At 59.7% G+C, this 21,574-nt stretch carries 17 protein-coding genes and 2 pseudogenes; 7 read left to right on the forward strand and 12 right to left on the reverse strand.

The features are described 5' to 3' along the window. Positions 1–2: 2 nt before the first annotated feature. From sphantq_RS22610 to sphantq_RS22630, 5 genes are all read right to left on the reverse strand, one after another. Positions 3–914, reverse strand: coding sequence for an alpha/beta hydrolase (locus sphantq_RS22610; RefSeq protein ID WP_272800717.1), 912 nt, complete (start codon positions 912–914; stop codon positions 3–5). A 58-nt stretch (positions 915–972) separates the two neighbouring features. Next, on the reverse strand, positions 973–3,045 hold the full coding sequence (locus tag sphantq_RS22615) for an acetate--CoA ligase family protein (RefSeq protein ID WP_272800731.1): 2,073 nt from the start codon (positions 3,043–3,045) through the stop codon (positions 973–975). A 36-nt stretch (positions 3,046–3,081) separates the two neighbouring features. Continuing rightward, positions 3,082–4,045, reverse strand: a protein-coding gene (locus sphantq_RS22620) for an IS630 family transposase (RefSeq protein ID WP_272800718.1) whose coding sequence is annotated in 2 segments (ribosomal slippage) — positions 3,082–3,678 and positions 3,680–4,045 — 963 coding nt in all. Because the reading frame shifts where the segments join, the coding sequence is not laid out codon by codon here. Positions 4,046–4,346: 301 nt separating this feature from the next. Then, complete coding sequence (locus sphantq_RS22625) at positions 4,347–5,783, reverse strand: NAD-dependent succinate-semialdehyde dehydrogenase (protein ID WP_272800719.1); 1,437 nt, start codon at positions 5,781–5,783, stop codon at positions 4,347–4,349. Between the two features lie 101 nt (positions 5,784–5,884). Then, the gene (locus sphantq_RS22630) at positions 5,885–6,571 is read right to left on the reverse strand and encodes a zinc-binding dehydrogenase (RefSeq protein WP_272800720.1); all 687 of its coding nucleotides are present in this window, start codon (positions 6,569–6,571) and stop codon (positions 5,885–5,887) included. Between the two features lie 24 nt (positions 6,572–6,595). Between sphantq_RS22630 and sphantq_RS22635 the strand changes: the two genes are divergently transcribed. Further along, a complete protein-coding gene (locus tag sphantq_RS22635; protein WP_272800721.1) occupies positions 6,596–7,672 on the forward strand; it encodes an IS5 family transposase in 1,077 nt (358 codons plus the stop codon). A 190-nt stretch (positions 7,673–7,862) separates the two neighbouring features. Here sphantq_RS22635 and sphantq_RS22640 read toward each other — a convergent pair whose 3' ends face one another. The 5 genes from sphantq_RS22640 to sphantq_RS22660 all read right to left on the reverse strand — a co-directional run bounded on the left by sphantq_RS22640 (position 7,863) and on the right by sphantq_RS22660 (position 13,455). Continuing rightward, entirely contained in the window at positions 7,863–9,998 is a 2,136-nt protein-coding gene (locus sphantq_RS22640; protein WP_272800722.1) for a TonB-dependent receptor, read from the reverse strand. 299 nt (positions 9,999–10,297) lie between these two features. Continuing rightward, positions 10,298–10,627 carry a hypothetical protein gene (locus tag sphantq_RS22645; RefSeq protein WP_272800723.1) on the reverse strand — a complete coding sequence of 110 codons (330 nt, stop codon included), beginning with the start codon at positions 10,625–10,627 and terminating at the stop codon, positions 10,298–10,300. 20 nt (positions 10,628–10,647) lie between these two features. Continuing rightward, positions 10,648–11,178 carry a VOC family protein gene (locus sphantq_RS22650; protein ID WP_336314466.1) on the reverse strand — a complete coding sequence of 177 codons (531 nt, stop codon included), beginning with the start codon at positions 11,176–11,178 and terminating at the stop codon, positions 10,648–10,650. Positions 11,179–11,270: 92 nt separating this feature from the next. Then, positions 11,271–11,915 (reverse strand): FMN-dependent NADH-azoreductase, encoded by a 645-nt coding sequence (locus sphantq_RS22655; RefSeq protein ID WP_272800724.1) that lies wholly within the window; start codon positions 11,913–11,915, stop codon positions 11,271–11,273. A 343-nt stretch (positions 11,916–12,258) separates the two neighbouring features. After that, positions 12,259–13,455 carry a Gfo/Idh/MocA family protein gene (locus tag sphantq_RS22660; RefSeq protein ID WP_272800725.1) on the reverse strand — a complete coding sequence of 399 codons (1,197 nt, stop codon included), beginning with the start codon at positions 13,453–13,455 and terminating at the stop codon, positions 12,259–12,261. Positions 13,456–13,645: 190 nt separating this feature from the next. Between sphantq_RS22660 and sphantq_RS22665 the strand changes: the two genes are divergently transcribed. From sphantq_RS22665 to sphantq_RS22675, 3 genes are all read left to right on the forward strand, one after another. Continuing rightward, the gene (locus sphantq_RS22665) at positions 13,646–14,905 is read left to right on the forward strand and encodes a Rieske 2Fe-2S domain-containing protein (protein WP_272800726.1); all 1,260 of its coding nucleotides are present in this window, start codon (positions 13,646–13,648) and stop codon (positions 14,903–14,905) included. 333 nt (positions 14,906–15,238) lie between these two features. Next, positions 15,239–16,420 (forward strand): ATP-binding protein, encoded by a 1,182-nt coding sequence (locus tag sphantq_RS22670; RefSeq protein ID WP_272800727.1) that lies wholly within the window; start codon positions 15,239–15,241, stop codon positions 16,418–16,420. A 485-nt stretch (positions 16,421–16,905) separates the two neighbouring features. Continuing rightward, on the forward strand, positions 16,906–18,099 hold the full coding sequence (locus tag sphantq_RS22675; protein ID WP_272800580.1) for an acetyl-CoA C-acyltransferase: 1,194 nt from the start codon (positions 16,906–16,908) through the stop codon (positions 18,097–18,099). A gap of 262 nt (positions 18,100–18,361) precedes the next feature. Here the strand turns inward: sphantq_RS22675 and sphantq_RS22680 are convergent, their stop codons facing one another. Together sphantq_RS22680 and sphantq_RS22685 are read right to left on the reverse strand one after the other, a co-directional pair. Next, positions 18,362–19,249 (reverse strand): amidohydrolase family protein, encoded by an 888-nt coding sequence (locus sphantq_RS22680; protein WP_272800581.1) that lies wholly within the window; start codon positions 19,247–19,249, stop codon positions 18,362–18,364. Beyond that, a pseudogene (locus tag sphantq_RS22685) lies at positions 19,246–19,482 on the reverse strand (PrpF domain-containing protein); the annotation flags it as partial. The pseudogene sphantq_RS22685 and the gene sphantq_RS22680, both read right to left, overlap by 4 nt. On the opposite strand from sphantq_RS22685, the pseudogene sphantq_RS22690 reads away from it, so the two are divergent. The 3 genes and pseudogenes from sphantq_RS22690 to sphantq_RS22700 all read left to right on the forward strand — a co-directional run. Next, positions 19,482–19,679: pseudogene (locus tag sphantq_RS22690) on the forward strand (protocatechuate 4,5-dioxygenase subunit alpha); the annotation flags it as partial. The pseudogenes sphantq_RS22685 and sphantq_RS22690 overlap by 1 nt on opposite strands. Next, entirely contained in the window at positions 19,679–20,521 is an 843-nt protein-coding gene (locus sphantq_RS22695; RefSeq protein WP_272800582.1) for a class III extradiol dioxygenase subunit beta, read from the forward strand. The pseudogene sphantq_RS22690 and the gene sphantq_RS22695, both read left to right, overlap by 1 nt. Before the next feature lie 23 nt (positions 20,522–20,544). Beyond that, complete coding sequence (locus tag sphantq_RS22700; RefSeq protein WP_272800583.1) at positions 20,545–21,486, forward strand: Gfo/Idh/MocA family oxidoreductase; 942 nt, start codon at positions 20,545–20,547, stop codon at positions 21,484–21,486. Positions 21,487–21,574: the final 88 nt, after the last annotated feature.

Genomic DNA, 21,574 nt, shown 5'->3' on the forward strand with positions numbered 1-21,574 from the left:
GCCTAATCGGATGAGAGGTTTCTGAACCAACTTCCCATGCGTGCGAACTCTTCGTTCGCCTCGGCTGCTCGACCCGCCAAGGCAGGAAATACATGCTGCATGCCTTCGACGATGGTCAGCGTAACGTTTCGGCCCGCGGCGTGGACCCTATCTCGCAACGTTTCGGAATCGCTCAGCAGGGTCTCCAGAGACCCGGCATTGATGTAAAGGGGAGGAAAATCCGTGAAATCATTCTCCAGGGGGTTGGCCAACGGGTCCAGCGGATCAGCGCCATTCAGAAACATCGCGCTCATGGCCTGGAGGACCGGCATTTTTACCAGCGCATCGGTTGCCTCGTTCTTTTCGATCGTATTGCCGCGCAGCGCCATGTCCAACCATGGCGAGATCGCCACCACCGCCCCCGGGAGCGGAAGGTCGAGATCCCGCAGCTTCATCACCGTGGAGATGGCGAGATTGGCCCCCGCGCTGTCGCCGGCCGTCAATATGTTTGCCGGTTTGAACCCGCGCGCGAGCAACGCGCGATATGCCGCGATGCTGTCTTCGATCTGCGACGGAAATGGATGTTCCGGCGACCGTCTGTAATCCAGAGCAACGGCGGTAATTCCCAGCGCCTTTGCCAGGTGACCGACCAATTTGCGGTGACTGTCGGCGGAGCCCACAGCGAAGCCGCCTCCATGGAAATAAAGGGCAACGCGGGTCGCATCCGCGTCGACCGGCAATGCCCAAAGGGCGCTGCAGCCCCCCAAGTCGTCACTCCGATATGTCACTCCTTCCGGTTCGAACGTGGGCTTGCCCCATTCATCGAACATGCTGCGCATCGCTGCTAGCGACATATTGGGATCGGCTATCGAGCGATCGGTCCACTCCTGGTACAGCTCGCGCAAAAAGTCGGCTTCTTTCGTTATCTCCGTCATATTGTCTCCCATGGTGAATGGCGTCGGCCAAGTCTGCTGGGTCTGATTATGGCGATGGTCATCGGATCACTGCCTCGGCAGGGTGAGCGGTAACCTGTATGACGGCATCCAGAGCGAACGCGCCTCCGCTGCCCGGCTGGACGACTACGGGATTAAGATCGATCGAACTCAGACGCGGGCCGGCCTTGGCCGCGAAAATCGACAAGCGTGAGAGCATGCTGGCAAGCGCACCAACGTCCGCCGGCGGCCGGCCGCGAGCGCCGGTGAGGATAGAACAGGCCTTGATCGAGCCAATCATGTCGCGTGCGGCGTCCTCATCGAATGGACATGCGCGGATGACCACGTCATTGAGTATTTCGACGAATATTCCGCCAAGCCCGAAAACGGCCATGGGCCCAAAACCGGGATCCTGCTTGATCCCCATAAAGCATTCAATCCCACCGGATATTTGCCGGGCGACCAGAATACCGTTGATTTTCGTACCCGGAACGCGCTTTTGTACGGTGGCGCTGATGTCGCGATACGCGAGGCGAACCTCTGCTTCATCGTTCAAGTTCAGTCGTACGCCGCCGATGTCCGACTTGTGCACAATGTCTGCCGACAGCACCTTCAGCACCACCGGAAAGCCCAGTTCCTTGGCTGCGACGGCGGCCTCATCCTCAGTGGCGGCACGCTTTTCAGGTGCGGCCATTACACCTTCCGCCGTGAGGAGAAGCTTTGCGTTGTACTCGTCAGGGCTTTCGGCCGGGAGCTCGACGCAGGAGTCCCCGAGGGCAAGCGCCTGCGCCTGCGGCGCGTCGATTTCGCTGCCTATCTGCCCCATGGCATGCAGCGAGCGCACCGCACGATTGGGTTCCTGAAACATCAGAAACCCCGCATCCTCGAACTGGCGCTGCACATCAGCGGGCGTGGTCGCGCAGAACGCGATGAGACGATCTGGATAGGCTGCACGCAGCGGTGCCATTTCCTTGAGGATGATCCGGGCCAACTCGCGATTGCCCAGGACGTAAGTTACAAAACAGATGACGGATCCATATCCGCCTCTTTCAAGGGCGGCGCGCATGAATGTGGTCAGCAATGTTGGATCGTTCAAAGCCTGCGCAGTGCAATCCAGCGGATTGATTGGAGACGAGATTGGCATCCGAGTTTTGAGTTCTGTCTGTGCATCTTCGGGCATGGGCGGCATTGGCATGCCCAGCCGCTCGGCCTCGTCCGATGCTACGATACCTGCGCCCCCGCTGATTGTGACGAAGCCCAGGCCTTTATCGATCGGGTAGATTTTTTGATGAGCGGCATAGGCGAAATCCAGCATCTGCTCGCTGTCGCGCACCAGTATGGCGCCATGACTGCGCAGCATGACATCGGCGATCGCGGCATCACCGGTAAGGGATGCGGTGTGCGATGCCGCAGCCAGGGAGCCGACCAGACTACGGCCCGCCTTCATTACCAGAACTGGCTTGCCTGCGGCGCGCGCGGCGTCAAGGGCGGCAAGCAAGGTTTCCGGTTCGTTGATGCCTTCAAGATAGGCGCAAATGACGTCGATCGTGGAGCTTTGCGCCATCCAGCCGATCGCCTCTCCAACAGTTATATCAGCTTCGTTGCCAGTCGTTATGAGCACCGATGCACCCAGGTGCCGGTCGCGCGCGAGAGTAGCGATATGTGCCCCAAAAGCGCCTGACTGGCTTGCTAACCCAATATTTCCGGGCAGGGGAAATCCGCCATCGAGCGAGGATGAGAAAGTGCCGTAATAAGAATTCTCGACGTTGAACACGCCCAGGGTGTTGAGGCCAAGAAGCCGCATTCCGTAACGTTTGGCGGTCTCAAGCAGCCTTGCCTGTTCGAGGCGTCCCGTCTCGCCGGCTTCCGCAAAGCCGGACGAAAATAATGTTGCGGTGCCACAGCCGCGCTTGCCGAGCGCCTCCACGATTTCGACCACATCTGCGGCTGGAACGGCAATGAGCGCGGTGTCCGGCGCATCCGGCAGAGCATCTACCGAAGAGTAGCATGGCAGACCCTGCACCTGTTGGCGCGTCCGGTTCACCGGCATGATCTGGCCTCGATAGCCGGCCCTCAGCATGGCAGCGATCGGCCTGCCGCCAATGCGGCCAGGATCCGCTGACGCACCGATTATCGCGACCGACCGTGGAGAGAGAAGGCTAGAGCATTTTCATGATGACCGTTGATAGCCGGCGGCGTGGAAGAAGTTGGCGCATTCGTTAGGATGGAAGCGATCGAGCAAGCTGCCGATATGTTTGACGAGTGCGTCGACGCTTCGCGCTGGCTCTTGGCGTAGGAGGGCTTTGAGCTTGGAGAATGCCATCTCGATGGGGTTCATATCGGGGCTGTAGGGTGGCAGGTAGAAGATCTGGGCATGACGTGCGGCGATCGCCTCGCGGATGCCGGCGACCTTGTGGGCAGGCAGGTTGTCGAGGACGAGAACGTCGCCCGGCTTGAGAGTTGGCGCGAGGACATGCTGGACATAGGTGCGGAAGGCATCCCCATCCATCGCGCGATCCAGCACCCAGGGTGCAGTCATGCCGGTGAGACGTAGCCCGGCGACGAAGGTCATCGTTTTCCAATGCCCGAACGGTGCTTTGTCGCGGCAGCGCTCGCCGACCGGAGACCAGCCATAGAGGCGCGCCATCTTCGTGTTTACCCCGGTCTCGTCCAGGAAGACGAGGCTTTCAGGGTCCAGGAAGGGCTGTGCTGCTCTCCACAGCTTGCGGCGCGCCGCTACGTCCGGCCGATCCTGCTCTGCGGCTCGCAGCGCTTTTTTTAAACGACAGGCCAAGCCGTCTGGCTGCATTCCAGACCGCACCGGTGCTGAGCTCCACGCCATACTCGGCCAACAGCCACGCCTGGGCTTGCGCCAGCGTGATCCCCGGCCGCGAGCGCATGTGCGCCGCCAACGCAAGCTCCTGCTCGCCCGACAACTTGCGCGGGGCGTGTCCGCGGCTCGGGTTGATCCTTGCATCACCGGTCACACGACGCCGGATCAACGCCTTGTAGATGTAGGCGATGCTCACCTGGAACGTCGCCGCCGCTTGCCGGACCGGCACTCCGCCATCCACCGCCTTCAACACTCTATCACGCAAATCCTGCGAGTAGCTCTGCCCAGACCGCCAACCCATTGCTGCCTCCATCAACTCGGCAGCTATGAATCACACGATCATCGTCTTGGGAATCCCCCGCCGATTCCGGTCATCGTGGAAGTGCTCTAGATATCGAGGTAAAATCCATCACATATTCTTTCCGACCGCCGATAAGCTATTTTTCCTTGAGATCCGTCGTGATGACCCCATCAACTAAAGTATCTGTTGCCCAGTTAGGGGCGCCCCCAGTGTGTTTCTGACGAAGGCGGGCGGCCTGCCGGATGGTTGACCTCGGCTGGCCGGGTGCTGGACGGAGGAGGCCGCTTTCATCAAGGCGGCATCAGATCGCAGCCTGCGTGACCAACTTTGTCACCAGGTAGGCTTCGATGGCCTCCGCGCCACCTTCGGACCCAATTCCAGAGTCCTTGACGCCGCCCAAGGGCAATTCCGGTAGACCGAGCATCGTATGATTGATCGCCAACGTTCCAGTTTCGAGTTCGTTCTGAAGTATTTGGGAAATCCGGATCGACGAGGTGAAAGCATAAGCGGCAAGGCCGTAAGCAAGGCGGTTGGCCTCTTCGATCGCCTCTTCGATAGTATCGAATGGACGCATGATGGCGATGGGGCCGAACGGCTCTTCATTGAGAAGCCGCGACCCTATGTCCACATTCTCCAGCACGATTGGACTGAAGAACCAGCCCTCGCCAGCCCCGTCCCTTGCGCCTTCTGCGACCACCTGCGCGCCTTCACTCGTCGCTTCGCTGACGAGCGTCGAGACCGCGGCCAGCCGACCGGCGCTGACCAGCGGACCCATTTGGGTCTGGGAGTCCAGACCGGCGCCGACGCGGATCGTTTCGACATGACGGCGGAATGCCTCTGCGAAGCGTGAATAGACGCTGCGCTGGACCAGAAAACGCGTCGGCGAGATGCACACCTGCCCCGCGTTGCGAAATTTCATCGCCGCAAGCTGACGGGCCGCCTCCTCAATATCCGCGTCTTCGAAGACAAGTGCCGGATTATGTCCGCCCAGCTCCATCGTGATACGTTTCATGTGCATACCGGCAAGAGCGGCAAGCTGCTTTCCCACTTCCACCGATCCGGTGAAGGAGACCTTGCGGATCGATGGATGAGGGATCAGAAAATTGGCTATGTCCTGCGGCACGCCGTAGACGAGGTTGAGAACGCCTTGCGGCAGTCCCGCATCCATCAGCGCGCGCGCCAACGCCGCTGGTGCCGCAGGAGAAATTTCGGGAGGCTTTGCTACGACGGTGCAACCGACGGCCAGAGCCGGGCCCAGCTTGCGGACAAGCAGCGACATCGGGAAATTCCACGGTGTGAACGCCGCCACCGGGCCTACCGGCTGTTTCAATACGATCTGGCTAACCTTGGCCGACCGTGCGGGAACCACGCGGCCATATGCTCGCTGCCCCTCGCCTGCAAACCAGTCCAGCAGGTCTGCGGAGGAGAGGATTTCTCCCCGGGCCTCCGCAAGCGGTTTGCCCATTTCCATTGTCAGGATAGGCGACAGCGCTTCACATCGCTCGCGGAGCAGTGTGGCGGCCCTGCGTAACAGCGCTGCGCGTTCAAACGCCCCCACATCGCGCCAGGGGCCGAACATGCGCCGGGCCGCAGCCACGGCGGCTTCGAGATCCTCTTTTTCTGCGACCGCGACGCAGCCGATCTGCTTCCCGCTACTCGGGTCCAAGACGTGGAGCCGTCGTCCCGTAGCGCCATCTCGCCAAGACCCGTCTATCAGAAGTTGCGTATCAGGGTACATGAACTATTCTTCCTGTGAAAAACTCCCGGCTGCGGTCAATCGAGCGAATAAAGCCGGTAAAGATGCCAAATATTTTCCATCCTGATAGTGAAAACGATTAATTAACACTCGTGAGGCAATAGAAGGGCCCGTCCCATCACCTTGCCTTGTTCGAGTGCATTCAGAACCTCTTCAGCCTGCGCGAGCGGATGGGTTTTCGTGGGAATCGATGCAATTGACCCACTGCGTGCCAGTTCCATTAGTTCGCTGAAATCATTAAGGGACCCTGTGTAGCTACCACGAATAGTCGCCACCTTCAGGGCGATCATCGGTAGCGGCCATGGCGCCGCGCCCCCGAACAACCCCACAATCACGAATATCCCTCCCTTGCCGAGGGCATCGAAACCCAGGTTCGCCGTCGCTTCGGCGCCGACGAAGTCGATCACGGCCTGCGGCGCGCCATTGCAACAGGCCGCGATCTGGGCGACGGCATCCGGCGCATCAGGATCGATCGTGGCGGCTGCGCCCGCCAGCCTTGCAGCTTCGCGCTTCGTCGGGTTGATATCGACAATTACGGGTGGCGTTCCCCCCAGGGCTTTGATGAGCTCCAGGCACATCAGACCAAGGCCACCCGCACCGATCAGCAGGATTGGCTGTGCACCCTTGACGACACCAACTTTTTTGAGCGCAGCGTAAGCCGTCAATCCCGAGCAAGGCAGCATGGTGGCGAATTCGGGAGCGAGGTCTCCTGTTTCAAAGAGGTGGGCACCCCCAATAACCCTGGCGTGAACCGGCTGGAGATGATTCACTGCGCCTGACGATGGAGGCTGTGGATGCGTCAGGCGGGATTGTTCGGACTATCGGACCAATTGAAGCGGTTGTCGGATTGCGGCGACCCGCTGGAGACGATGGCGCGGGTGGTGGATTTCGAGCTGTTCCGGCCTGCGCTGGAGAAGGCGTTGGCATACGGCAACGGCGCGAAGGGCGGCCGGCCGCCCTATGATCCGGTGGCGATGTTCAAGGTGCTGATCCTGGCGGCGCAGAACACGGTGAGCGATGCGCGGATGGAGTTCCTGATCCGTGATCGCTTGAGTTGGCTGCGGTTCCTGGGGTTCGATCTTGGTGCAGCCACGCCGGACGAGAACACGATCCGGCTGTTCCGCGAGAAGCTGACCCGCGCCGGCGCGATCGACACGCTGTTCGCCGCCTTCGACCGGTCCCTGCGTGAGCGGGGGTATCTGCCGATGGGCGGACAGATCGTCGACGCCACGCTGGTGGCTGCCCCCAAGCAGCGCAACACCGCAGCCGAGCGGCAAGCGATCAAGGCGGGCAGGAGCGCGGCGGAGATCTGGCCGGACGAGCCGGCCAGGGCGGCGCAGAAGGATACGGATGCGCGCTGGACCCTGAAGTTCGCCAAGGCCCGCGCGCTGCCCGATGGCCGGCCGGGGATCGACATCGCCATCCCCAGCTTCGGCTACAAGAGCAGCATCGCGATCTGCCGGCGCTACGGTTTCATCCGTCGCGGCAAGGTCACCGATGGCGCGCGCTTCGACGGGCGGATGCTGCGCGACGTGGTGACGCGCGACAACACCGCCTCCGACGTCTGGGCCGACACCGCCTATCGCAGCCGCGCCAACGAGGGCTGGCTGAAATCAATGGGCCGGGTCAGCCGCATCCATCGCAAGAAGCCCAGGGGCAAGCCGATGTCGCCCCACACCGCTGCAGCCAACGCGAAACGCTCCACCGTTCGCGCCCGCATCGAACACGTCTTTGCCCGGCAGAAGGACCAGATGGGGCTGTTCATCCGCACCATCGGCTTGCGCCGCGCCGAGGTGAAGATCGGCCTCGCCAACCTGGTCTACAACATCGACCGCCTGATCTTCCACGAACGGCGTGCCGCCATGGAATAGCTGCGCCCGGCGCGAACGCTCCCCGGCAAGGAACAGCCGAAAACGGCTCGCTCAGACCGACGACGACGTACCTCGTGCTCTCGTCAGCCCGTTGTCATCGCCGGGCAGCACGTTGATAGGGGTGCCCAGGTTGAAGCGATCACGTCAGCCTGTCGGGCAATGGCGCGATCGCTTCACTCATGGCCGGATATCAGTAGCCGAACGTCGCCCGAAGGCCGAACGTGCGCGGCGCCTGGAGCGCTGCAGCAACGGGCCCCGGAATACCGCCGGATGCCGTTGACGCCTGCACAGCTTCATTCTCGATATTTTTGATCCAGACACCAATGCTCCACTTGTCGTTGCTGTTGAATGTCAGTGACGCGTTGGTCATCGTATACGCCTTTTGCCTGGCGCCGACGGTGTGCAGATAGTCCCCGAAGAATGATGATTCATACCGGCTGTCAACGGCCGCTCGCAGATAGCCGCCGCTGAACTGGAAGTCGTGCGAATAGCCCGCGCTTATCGTCCAGTCAGGCGCGTTCTGCATCTGCAGCCCACTAACATCCAGGCCTGATGGTGTAACGGCATCCGTCTGGCGAGCATGAAGATAACCAACCGAGAGCTTCAGATTGTCGTTAGCGGTCGGCTGGAACACCACGTCGAGCTGATTACCATAAATCTCCACACGCTCAGCGTTGAAGATTGCGTTCAACTGGAGCTGGAGATCGAATGCCTGCAGCGGCAGTCCCTTATATATGTAGTAGAAGGCTTCGGTATTGACCTGCAGCTTGTTATCCAGGAACCGGCCCTTCAAACCGGCAGTAAAGGCGGTAATAGTCGGAGCATCTACCAGGGCGCTGGCCGTCGGAGTGCTGGGAGCCGCGTTGTATGTCGCCGGCTGATACCCGCTCTGCGCAATGGCATAGGCCATCACCCGCGGCGCAACATCATATTCAATACCCGCCTTCCAGTCGAAACGACTGGAGCTGACAGCGTTCTCCCAGGGGATCGTATTCAGCCCGGCAGAGTCGGTCGCCAGGCCGAACCCTTTACGGCTGTCATCGCTATACCGGCCGCCCGCGAGCAGACGAAGCGAGTCGCTTAGGCTGTACGTTAGGTGCACGAAAGCGCCGAGACCCTTTGAACGATTGGTGGTATCGTAGAAGTTAAGTGGAATGGGGCCCAGCGACAGCCTCTGATTTACCGAATTGGTCGCTCGATACGCATTTAGACCTACGACCCAGTTTAGATTGCCCGTGTTGCCGCTGGCCCGCAATTCACCAGAATATTGCTCCAGATCGTAACTAAGGTCATTAAGAAGCGCCGTGATATAGAATATGTCGTGGTAGCGAAGCTTACCATAGGACGGTATGAAGGTGATGGTCGCATCGTCGCCAACATCCAAATCGAACTGACCGCCCAGGATCGTGCCATTATAGCGTTTCGGAACTGCACGGACGGGACCTGAAAGACCGGTATACTGGGCATCGAGCCTGTCGTCCCAGGGGTCGTCTTTCAGGAATGATTCTCGGTCGATCTGGAAAGTATTGGGATTGAAACCCTTATTGACCAAATTCTGCCCGGCTCCACGCCCCCTGGTGTGCTGACCGAAAAGGAAAGCAGTAAAATTGTCCGTCGGCTGGATCAGAAATGACAGTCTGCCGCTGAGGGCATCCACCGCCCCAGCTCCGGTTTTCAAATAGCCGTCACGGTTCGTGTAATCCACCGCGGCGCGAACCGACATCTTATCCGAAACCGGCAGATTCTGTATCCCCGTTACATGCACCAGATCATAATTGCCCAATTCCACTACACCCTTGGTTTCAAGGGAATCAGAGGGGCGTTCCGTGATGATGTTGACTGCGCCGCCCAGGGCGCTTCGGCCATAAAGCGTTCCCTGCGGCCCCGGCAGCACTTCTACCCGCGCGATATCGTACATCGGCTGGCTCGCAAGCTCGCGCGCGAGATAGATTCCGTTGAAGTTGAACGCCGTAGGCGGCTCGGAATTGGGAACCTCGAAGGTTTGCCCGATGCCGCGGATGTAAATTTCGACAGCCGAACCTTGCGTCTGGAACCGTACTGAAGGCACATAATTTTGCACGGCAACCAGATCCGAGACGCCCGACCGCACAAGCAGTTCGCCACCGAGCGCAGTCACCGCAGCAGGTACGCGCTGAACATTCTCGCTCCTCTTCTGGGCCGTCACGATGATATCGCTGACTTGCCCTCCGCTGCCGGTGTCCGCGCGACCAGCAGAGGCAGTCTGTGCAACCGCCGGCTGCGCCGCAAGGCACGCCAAAAGCGAAACGGCTCCAAGGTATTTCGCATCGCTAAGGCACTTGGTCATTTAAAACCTCCCATTTTATATCATAAAGCCGGTTTACTTATACAGCCAAATGACGATTGACGCTTATTAGATTTAATTAAGCGTTCTGTAATTGATAGTTCTATCTGTTAAGAGAACTATATTTCACGCGGACAATCGTGATACTAATTGTACCGCGCCAATACCTAAATAACAGCCTATATTGACGACACATAATAGATTTTATTCAGGCATAACACCGATCAGCTCACTTTGCACCGCTCATTTCAGCCGATTGCGGATCGATCGTCATGGCACCGATCTTATCTACATAGCCACACCTACCTGTCTAGATTGATCACGCAGTTTCGAGTCGAGGGAACGTCCGACACATGGAGCCAAGCGTTAAAAGTCAGATTTTCAATCAGATCATGGCGTTTACGCGAAAAGCTATGACCAACTATCCGGACCTTTTTCCAAATCTTCGGCATCGAATTATTTCCGAGTACCCCTTGCTTCAGACGGACAAATTCTAGATACATCGCTATAGAGGTATTTGCAAGTAGCGATCTGCTGATGCCGGACAATTGCATAGAAATTAGCAATCTTGCCATCTGGCCAGCCTTATTATCCAGATTTTGCCCAGACAATGCAGAGATTTCCGTCGTCATGGCCTTGATCCTCTAAATCGTTACCGGGTCAAACTGAATGGATTATGATGTTGCTGCTTGCGCTCCTGGGTTTTGACTGTCCATCCGGCAAGCGCTTCCTTGGAGTGCGCCTGCTCCCTGTCCAGAATGCTCTCGTGCTCGGCAACCTCGTAGGTGATCTCGAGCATGACTCCGTTGGGATCTTTGAAGTAAACAGAGCGTACGAAATCATGATCGAGTGGCCCAATGCCTTGAATATTTGCTTTCTCAAGGCGGCCCATCCACTCCTCCATCTCACCTTGCGTCGCGACTTTCATGCCCAGATGAAAATCGAGAGGGGTCAGAGTATCGAACCTGTTAGCATGATCCTCGTTCGCTACATCATAGAAGGACAGATAGTCACCGCCCGCCATTCGAAAAAACAGATGGAGCGCATCGACCGGCTTGCCGGTAGGATCAACCGAAGTTGGAAATGCCCCGGTCAGTTCTAATCCGAGAAAATCCTCGTAAAACTGACGCGTTTCTTCGGCATCGCGGCCCTGATCGTCAAATGGTGTATCGATGTAATTAATGGTCCCTGGACATCCGGATTATCGACCTGTCTAGAGAGCTCTATCGCATCAGCCATGATCTTCTCCATTTTCATCCGTAATGAGAGATTATGTTATTTGACCAGCATCTCGTCATTGGATTTGGTCGAGACGCTCAACGTGTCGAGGATCGCAAGAATTTGTTTTTCCGCAGCCTCAATCCCTTCCTGCCGCGGACCCTCGCCCAGGGCCAATCCTTCGGCATAGACGAAGTGCAGGTCCGAGAATCCGACGAAGCGGCATATTTGAGAGAGGTAGGCGGTAACAAGGTCGTCATCCGGACCATAAATCCCCCCGCGAGTGGAAACGATTACTGCCGTCTTGCCAGGCAGCAGTCCTATCGGGCCGGTGGGCGAATATTGGAACGTTTCTCCGGCGCCGACAATATAGTCGAGATACGCCTTCAAACCAGAAGGAACCGACAGGTTGTACATTGGTGCGTCGATAAGAACGATGTCCGCGGCCCGCAGTTCAGCGATCAAAATATCGGACTGCTGGACAATGGCCGACTGCGCTGGCGTCCGCATGTCCGGCGGCGAGACAAATGCCTTGAAGCCATCAATATCGAGATGTGGGATTGGCGCGGATGCCAGGTCACGGATGGTTACCACATTGCTGCTGTCGGCCGCCAGCCAGGGTCCAGCAAATTGATCGGTCAAAATCGTTGACATGCCTTCATCATGAAAGATGCTTGTCTTAATGTGCAGAAGGTGGGTCAATCGATAATCTCCCAAAGCTAGAACCGGCTGGCAATGCAATTTGAAAAACGGTGTCAGAAAATGGAGATGGACTCGATCAATCGGCTCGCAACGCGATGCTCAAGTCTTCACTCGCACATGCCGTCCCCCAGCGTATGTATCTTGCCCCCAATATGCATCGTTATAGAAGAAACTGCAATAGATGACGACTTGCCCAGCAGCGTCGCAGCCCAGCGATTTCGGGCTGGGCGATATGGGTGCGGACAGATGCAACGCCCGCCCATCCGGCGTCTTGGAGGGGCGCCTCAGTCGCGCGAGGAGCGGGGGCGATGCAGTCGCCTGATCGGGGCAGGCAAGCAGTAGACTAAGGCCTCATGCCTTTGCCCTGCGCAAAATCCGCGATCATCGATCGAGGATCCAGTTCGGTCGCGCGGCGGCTCGACTCGATCAGTGCAGCGCAGCAGGCTACCGTGTCGAGGCCCCATTGCCCGTCGTGGACGGGGTTGATGCCCGACAGAATGGCTTCCGCGAAATCATCGATAACCGCTGCCCGCGCCAGCTTCGGCGGAGCGATGGGCACGAGATCCCGCACATCATCGGCGTAAATCTCTAATCCGGTGGGCAGCAATTTGATATCCGCCCGCTCGCAGCTGACCAGAACAAAACCGAAATGTTCGTGGTGCGGCGCTGAGGGTGGCAGCGCGCCACCCGGCGCGCCGTAGGTTCGCGCGAGCTTCGCGTCCGTTTCATCGGCGACCGTCAGCGCGGCCAGAGCCCGGCGCGCATCGCCATACCGAGCCGGGTCCTTGACCTGACCTAATTCCGACACCCATCCCAGCAGGGCGTCGCTATCATAATGGCCATAGCCGCTATAGGTGAGCGTAGCGGCCGCGCCGCCTTGGAACGTCATGAAGGCAGCATAGGCACCCTCGGTCGGGCGATCGGCGTCCCAGTTGCCTGTGACAGCGCGGATGGAGGCGACAGGTCGCCCGATGATGCGTCGCACAACGTCAATCTGGTGCGCGGCTTGGCTATAGACGACGCCGCCGCCCCGGCCGCTGTCCAATTCTTCAGGACGGCGCAGCCGATACAGAAAATCTGTAAAATTGAAGGCTGTGACCAGCCGAACCGGGCCATAGCGGCCAGAGGCCACCAGCGCCGCCGCCTGCCGCACCGGCTCGTCGAAGCCATGGCTGGGGCCGACCATCAGAACGCGCCCGGCGGCGGCGGCGGCGCTCGCCATGGCTCCGCAATCCGCGACCGATGTCGCCATGGGCTTCTCGACCAGCACATGCTTTCCCGCGCGCAGCGCCGCGATCGTCTGCTCTGCATGCAATTCATGCGGGGTCGCTATGTAAACCGCCTGGATGGATGGGTCTGCCAGCAGCGATTCGATAGTGCCATGCGTGGTCCCCCCATAATCCTGAGCGAACCGTTCCAGGGCATCGGCGCGCAGGTCGAAAGCGGCGGCCAGCCGGACGCCGGGATGTGCATTCAGGGCAGGGAGGGTGAGCATGAAGCCCCGGCCGAGGCCAATGATTCCAAGGTTGATTGCGTTCATTCTGCTCCCTTGCCCGCGCCGGGGGTTGAACTGAAGGTTACATCCATGTAGAAGTATTTGCAAGCTGGCGTCACCAGGGGACGAGGCGCTGCCCGGTATATAGCGATAGCGAGGAAGAAGCGGAATAATGACTCCTGAACAGAACGACCTTCTCTGCCGCGTTGAGGGCACCGCACCAATGGGTCGCATCATGCGTGCACACTGGCTGCCCGCCTGCATGATCGAGGAAGTGGCCGAACCGGACGGGACGCCGTTGCGCGTTCGCCTGTTGGGCGAGGATATGGTCGTGTTCCGCGATACCAATGGCCGTGTCGGCGCGCTGGATGAGTTTTGCCCCCATCGCCGCGCATCCCTTGTTTTCGGCCGCAATGAGGAATGCGGACTGCGGTGCCTCTATCATGGCTGGAAGTTCGATGTAGACGGCAACGCCGTCGATATGTCGTCCGAACCGATCGACGCGAAGCTGCGCAGCACCATGAAGACCAAAGCTTATCCCGTTGAGGAATCCGGCGGTTTCGTCTGGGTGTGGATGGGCGATCCCGATAATGTCACGCCCTTCGACCCGCCTAATTGGGCCGTCGCGCCCAACGACAAGATCAGCATCGTCAAGATGCACGGAGCGTGCAACTGGGCGCAGGTCCTGGAGGGTTCGATAGATTCCGCTCATAGCAGCAGCCTGCATTCGAGCAACATGCCGACCGCGACCGAAGTGAGTGGCTCGACCGCGACCGAAACAGCCTGGCTGCGTCCTACCGCCGATAAGGCGCCTCGTATTGAGGTGCAGCGCACACCTTTCGGTTTCCGCTATGTAGCGATTCGCAAACCGATCGTCGATGCGGACTCTACTGATTATATCCGCATGACCCTTTTCGTCGCGCCTTATACTGTCCACATTCCGTCAAACGACCAATATCATCTCAGCCAGATGCTGGTGCCGGTCGATGACGAGAACGTGATGTTCTATTGGGTTGCGTGGCATCCTGAAAAAGGCATATCCCAGGATGCGTGGCGCAAGTTCTGCGGGGCCGAAATCGGCAAGGATGTCGAGCCGATTACTTTCAAGAAGACCCGCACCTTCGAAAACAACTATCTCCAGGATCGCGAAGCGATGAAGTTGGGTGACTTCACCGGCATCTACGGCATCCCGGCGCAGGACATGGCGATGTGGGAATCGATGGGCAAGATCGCCGACCGCGGCGACGATCGGCTTGGATCGAGCGACAAGGCGATCTTTACCTTCCGAACCTTGATGTATCGCGCCGCGCAAGCTGTTGCGAGGGGTGAGCCCGCCATCGGCACAGGTACTGGCATCCCGCACGCCAAACTTATGTCGTTCGAGGGCATCGTGCCCAAGGCCACAGATTGGCGACTGCTCAACGTATCGGACGAGGAAAAGTCTGCGGGAGCGAAGCAGAATGAAAATGTCGAGCTTGATGAGAGCATCGCCTAGGGGCATGGATCTCTCCTGCAGGTTCTCGTAATCGGTCTGCAGCAAGTCACGCGAACAACCAGCTGAAATAAGTCTCTGTTTTCCACATTCTCGTTGCAGCGAGAATGTGGACAGAGCAGCAACTGCTGCAAAGCGCAGTGATTTTACATATACCAACACGCTCAAATTACTCGATCCCATGGGCCTTGTTGTAAGGTCGAGACAGGTATGACGTCTGGTTGGGCGCACTGCATCGGCAGGCAGCCTTAAGTCTAGGAGCGATCACCAGGCCGTCCTAATTCAAGCGGTGTTACCGCAGTTTACAAAAAAACGATAAACTGCCATAACATTGCTATGGATGCTCGAAGGAACCCGTTCGCCCCCGGCGCTGGCACACCGCCGCCCGAACTCGCAGGGCGCAGCGCTCTGCTCCAGCGCAATGCCGTCGCTCTCGATCGAATCCGCATGGGTAGGGCAGCCCGCCCCAGCATCCTCTATGGTCTTCGCGGGGTAGGCAAGACCGTGCTGCTATCGACCATGCGAGACGCAGCAGAGGCCGAGGGAATGGTCATCGTAGCGATTGAGGCACCAGAGAACCGGTCACTGCCCGGCATACTTGTCCCCGCATTACGAGCATCCCTGTTGCGGCTTGACCGGGTGAAACAGGCGTCTGCAGGAGTGAAGCGTGCGCTTCAGGCGTTAGCCGGCTTTGCCAAGCTCAAGGTCAAATATGACGACCTGGAAGTCGCGCTGGACTTCGAACCTGAACCTGGCCTCGCCGATAGCGGCGATCTGGAAGCGGATCTTGCGGACCTGATCGTCGCGGTGGGTGAAGCGGCCAGAGAGCGCAAAAGCGCGGTTGTCCTTGTCATTGACGAGCTGCAATATGTGCCGGAAGAACAATTGGCGGCGCTGATCAGCGCGCTTCACCGCGCCAATCAGAAGCAATTGCCCGTGACGATGCTTGCCGCTGGGCTCCCGCAGCTGCTTGGGCAGATGGGGCGGGCGAAGTCCTACGCCGAGCGTCTGTTCGAATTTGTGGCCGTTGGGCCGCTTGATAGTGACGCTGCCCGAGATGCCATCCGCCTGCCGATCGAGCGTGAAGAGGAGGCAATCGAGGCGGCGGCCCTGGACAAAATAATCGCGCAGACACAAGGCTATCCCTATTTCCTCCAGGAGTGGGGAAAGCATGGATGGGATGTCGCGGATGCTTCGCCGATTACGGCTGAGGATATCGAAGCGGCGACAGCCAGCGCGCTGGCCGAACTGGACGCCAGCTTCTTCAGGGTGCGTTTTGACAGGTTGACCCCGGGCGAGAAGCGCTATCTTCGGGCCATGGCGGATCTCGGCCCGGGCCCGCATCGATCAGGGGATGTTGCCGAATCCATGGATGTAAAAGTGTCGAGCGTCGCGCCCACTCGCAGCAGTTTGATCGTCAAGGGCATGCTTTACAGCCCCGCGCATGGAGAAACCGCTTTTACCGTGCCACTATTCGACGCCTATATGCGACGCGTCATGCCAGAGAACAGGCCATAACGGATGCGATGACGCCCCACCTTGAGGCGATAGATTATCCACCCACCTGATTGCGTTCCGCCCGGGGTCGGCTATTTTTCCAAGACCAAATTGGCCTGGAAGGCAGATCAGCGGCAGCAGGGCCGCGGTCAGTGCATCCATTTTTAGCCGGATCGGCTGGCATGCCATCGGCGTTAATCAACTTGTCGACGGCATTGCACCACGATCGCCCGCATGGCTGGGCATTGAGTAGAACACTCTGCGCCGCCGGGCAGGGTGTCGTCACGGACGAACCGGTCCTCAGCGTCCGAAACGCAGGGGCAAGAAATGGTGTTATAATGGCATTCGGATGTGCCTATCGGCAAATTTGCCGCTCGAAATCAGTGCCTTGGGTATGATGCTTCTGGTGATCGCCGTGCTCCGGGGATTAAACGGTAGATTTATGAGGGCACATCCGCCATCCAGCGCATAGTCATAGCGCGCCGTCTTTGAAGGAAGTTCACGTCATGTCACATGATCCTGTCGTCATCGCTGGCTATGCCCGGACACCCATGGGCGGCTTTCAGGGAGCACTGTCGCCGCTAAAGGCCACGGACCTGGGCGCTGCTGCCGTCCGAGCCGCCGTCGAGCGCGCAGGGGTTGCCGCCGATGCGGTCGATCGCATCTATATGGGTTGCGTTCTGCCGGCCGGACTGGGTCAGGCGCCCGCGCGGCAGGCGGCGCTGGGTGCCGGGCTTGGCCTCAATACGGAGGCGACCACCGTCAACAAGATGTGCGGCTCAGGCATGCAAGCCGCGATCATGGCGCATGAGGCGCTCAGCGCAGGCGCCGCCGACGTGATCATTGCCGGGGGCATGGAGAGCATGACCAACGCGCCCTTTGCCCTGCCCAAGCATCGTGCCGGCGCGCGTATCGGTCATGACCGGATAATCGATACGATGATGATGGATGGCCTTGAGGACGCTTATGAACCCGGCAAGGCGATGGGCGTCTTCGCCGAGGAAGCCGTGCGCGATTATCAGTTCAGCCGCGCCGATCAGGATGCCTATGCACTGCGCTCCCTGTCCCGCGCCAATGAAGCGATCGCCAGCGGCGCGTTCGTCCAGGAAATCACGCCGGTTACGATATCGGCCCGGGGTGGCGACACTATCATCGATACCGACGAGCAGCCTGGCAAGGCGCGCCCGGACAAGATCCCCTCGCTCAAGCCCGCCTTCGCCAAGGACGGCACGATTACGGCCGCCAATGCTTCGTCCATTTCGGATGGCGCCGCCGCGCTCGTCATGGCCCGGCAGAGCGTCGCGGACAAGCTGGGCCTTCCGGTCATCGCCCGCGTGGTCGCCACAGGCGCGCATGCCCATGAACCTGCCGCCTTCACCACCGCTCCGGTTCCGGCCATGCGCAAGGTGCTGGAGAAGGCCGGCTGGTCGGTGGAAGATGTCGATTTGTTCGAAGTGAACGAAGCCTTCGCCGTGGTCGCGATGATCGCCGCCAAGGATTTGGGCATTCCGGCGGACAAGCTGAATGTGAATGGCGGGGCAACCGCGCTCGGCCATCCGATCGGCGCATCGGGCGCGCGGATACTGGCGACATTGCTGGGCGCGTTGCAGCATCGCGGCCTCAAGCGCGGCGTCGCCAGCCTTTGCATCGGCGGCGGTGAAGCGACTGCCATGGCGATCGAGCTGGTGCCGGCAGAATAGGCGATGCAGATTGAAGGTGGCCGCCATCGTCACCGGCAGGGCCAAGTGACCGTGGGAAGGCGACCACCAGGTTACTGGCGGCGCAGTGCCCCGGTACGATCTTCGGCTGGAACGAGGAAGCGGGGGCGACGCTTTTGTCAACGTCAACGTGGCCGACCATGACAACGTTACTTGGGCGGGCAGGGTGGGGCGGAAGAGGCGAACGGGGTAGCGCGTATCTTCGTCACCTGTGCCGGATTCGTGCCGACGACAAAGACCGTCCCTAGCAGTCGGGCCAGTAGAGGCGCATCGGGTTATCGACGAGCAGCTTTTGCTGAAGCGCGGCGGTTGGGACGATGCGCGGGATCATGTCGACCAGTGCGCCGTCGTTGGGGATCGCGTCCTGCATATTGGGGTGCGGCCAGTCGGTGCCCCACAGGACGCGATCGGGATAATCTTCCACCAGAGGGCGAACGGCATTGGCGAAGTCGTCCCAGGGCGGTCCCTTGGCATCGAGCCGATCGGGACAGGTCACTTTGGTCCAGATGTCGTCGCGGCTGTCCAGCAGCGCGCGAAACGCCTTCATGTCGGTGCCGCCCGGTCCCTGTGTAACATCGGGACGGCCCATATGATCGACCACCACCAGCGTGGGAATGGCGTCCAGGAAGGGGCGCAGTTCTTCTAGAATATCGGCCTCGAAATAGATCACGACGTGCCAGCCGAGCGGCTGGATGCGGCGCGCGATTTCCAGGAACTTGTCCTTGGGCGCGTCATCGACTAGTCGCTTGAGGAAGTTGAAACGCACGCCGCGAATGCCGCCGGTGTGCAGGGCCTCCAGATCGGCGTCGCTGATGGCGGGATCGACCACGGCGACGCCACGCGCCTTACCCTGGGATCTGGCGATGGCGTTCAGAGTGGCCCTGTTATCGGTGCCATGGCAGCTGGCCTGCACGATGACGTTGCGCGAAAATCCCAGCCGGTCACGCAGCGCGAACAGCATGTCAGGCCCGGCATCCTCGGGCAGATATTTCGCCTTCGCACTGAAGGGAAATTGCGCCATTGGGCCGAACACGTGGCAATGCGCGTCCACCGCGCCGGGGGGCGGGGTGAAGGCGGGGACTGACGGGGCGGCGTGCCAGCTCGTGATGCGCGGGGCAGTATCGGTGGTCATGCGAATATTACTCCGTCCATCAGCTTGCGGGCGGTCCGCAACATTGCTGCGCTGGTCACCAGGCCCTCGTCGTCCAGTTTCATGACGCAGGTCGTTTCGCCCGTGGGGTGTTCGACCGACAGCGTCTTGGAGCGGCCGTCAGGGATGGAAGCCACCTCCGCTGCGGGCGACCCTTCGATCAGACAGGCGGTGGCGACGCTGACTGCGCCCAGCACGCCAATTGACGCATGGGCTGGATCGCGATTACAATGCCGCGCTGGATGAGGGTGGCAACATCTATTTTCTCGCCAAGATTTTCTTCACTGACGAAATCAGCTTCCTGCAGGCGGTCGGCACGATGACCGGCATGAGCGCGGAAGATTATCAGGCGATGATGATCGCTGGCGGCCGCTCGCCGGTCGGCTTGCGCTCCAAGAAGGACCCTTATTGATGGCCCGCATAACGGCAGGTGTAGCCTCCAGCCATATTCCCGCTCTGGGCGCGACAATGGATCATGGCCGCACGCAGGAACCCTACTGGAAAGACTGCTTCGCCGGGTTCGACTGGACGCGGGCATGGGAAGCGGCGGAGAAGCCCGACGTCGTCGTGCTTGTCTTCAACGATCATGCGACCGCCTTCGACATGAACTTCATCCCCACCTTCGCAATCGGCTGCGCCGAACGCTACAAGAGCGCGGACGAGGGCTGGGGGCCACGCCCGGTGCCCGACGTGATCGGCGATCCAGATCTGGCCTGGCATATCGCCCAGTCGTGCATTCTGGACGAATTCGACATGACGATGGTCAACAAGATGGACGTCGATCATGGCCTGACCGTGCCGTTGAGCCTGATGTTCGGCCAACCTGCGGCCTGGCCGTGCAAGGTGGTGCCCCTGGCGGTCAATGTCGTCACTTATCCGCCGCCGTCGGGCAATCGCTGCTACGCGCTGGGCGAGGCGATTGCGCGTGCGGTGGAAAGCTACCCCGAGGACATCAACGTGCAGATCTGGGGCACGGGCGGCATGAGCCACCAGTTGCAGGGCCCGCGCGCCGGCCTGATCAACGCGGAATGGGACAATCGCTTCCTTGACGACCTGGTCAACGATCCGCAGCGGCTGCGCCATATCCCGCACATTGAATATCTGCGCGAGACCGGATCGGAGGGGATCGAAATGGTCATGTGGCTGATCATGCGCGGCGCACTGGGCCGCGATGTACGAGCGCTTCATCGTCATTATCACGTTCCCGCTTCCAACACCGCGGTCGGGCATATCGTGCTCGAACCCGTCGCCTGACTTTCAGCTTCAAGGAGTATCCCATGCGTATAGCCCTGGCCGGCGCCGGCGCGTTCGGCGAAAAACATCTCGATGGCCTCAAGAAGATCGACGGCGTCGAAATCGTGTCGATCATCAGCCGCAGGAGCGAACAGGCCGAGGCGGTCGCCGCCAAATATGGTGCTAGGCACAGCTCGACCGAGCTGGCCGATGCGCTGGCTCGCGACGATGTCGATGCCGTAATCCTCTGCACCCCCACGCAGATGCACGCATCCCAGGCGATTGCGTGCATGGAGGCGGGCAAGCATGTTCAGGTCGAAATTCCGCTTGCCGACAGCTGGGCGGATGCCGAGGCGGTCGTCGCCAAGCAGAAGGAGACGGGCCTGGTCTGCATGGTCGGCCATACCCGCCGTTTCAATCCCAGCCATCAATATGTGCATAACAAGATCGTTGCGGGTGAACTGAACATCCAGCAGATGGACGTCCAAACCTATTTTTTCCGCCGCAAGAATATCAATGCGAAGGGCGAGGCGCGTAGCTGGACCGACCATCTGCTGTGGCACCACGCCGCGCACACCGTCGATCTGTTCGCCTATCAGGCGGGCAAGATCGTTCAGGCCAATGCCATCCAGGGGCCGATCCACCCTGAACTGGGCATCGCGATGGACATGTCGATCCAGCTCAGGAGCGAGAAGGGCGCGATCTGCACCCTGTCGCTGTCGTTCAACAATGACGGGCCGCTTGGCACCTTCTTTCGCTACATCGGTGACACCGCGACCTACATTGCTCGCTATGACGATCTGGTGAACGGCAAGGAAGAGCCGATCGATGTCAGCCATGTCGATGTGTCCTTGAACGGCATCGAGCTGCAGGATCGCGAATTTATCGCCGCTATCCGCGAGGGCCGGGAGCCTAATAGCTCGGTGGCCCAAGTACTCGATTGTTATCGCGTGCTGGGCGACCTCGAAAAGCAGCTGGAGGCCTGACAGGATCAGCATGTTGCGGTGCGCAAAAGCGTTGAGGTGACAGGTTCACCGTGTTCAAGGATCGGGCATCAAATCTGCCCGATCCATT

Source organism: Sphingobium sp. AntQ-1, from assembly GCF_028538045.1.
Lineage (GTDB): Bacteria > Pseudomonadota > Alphaproteobacteria > Sphingomonadales > Sphingomonadaceae > Sphingobium > Sphingobium cupriresistens.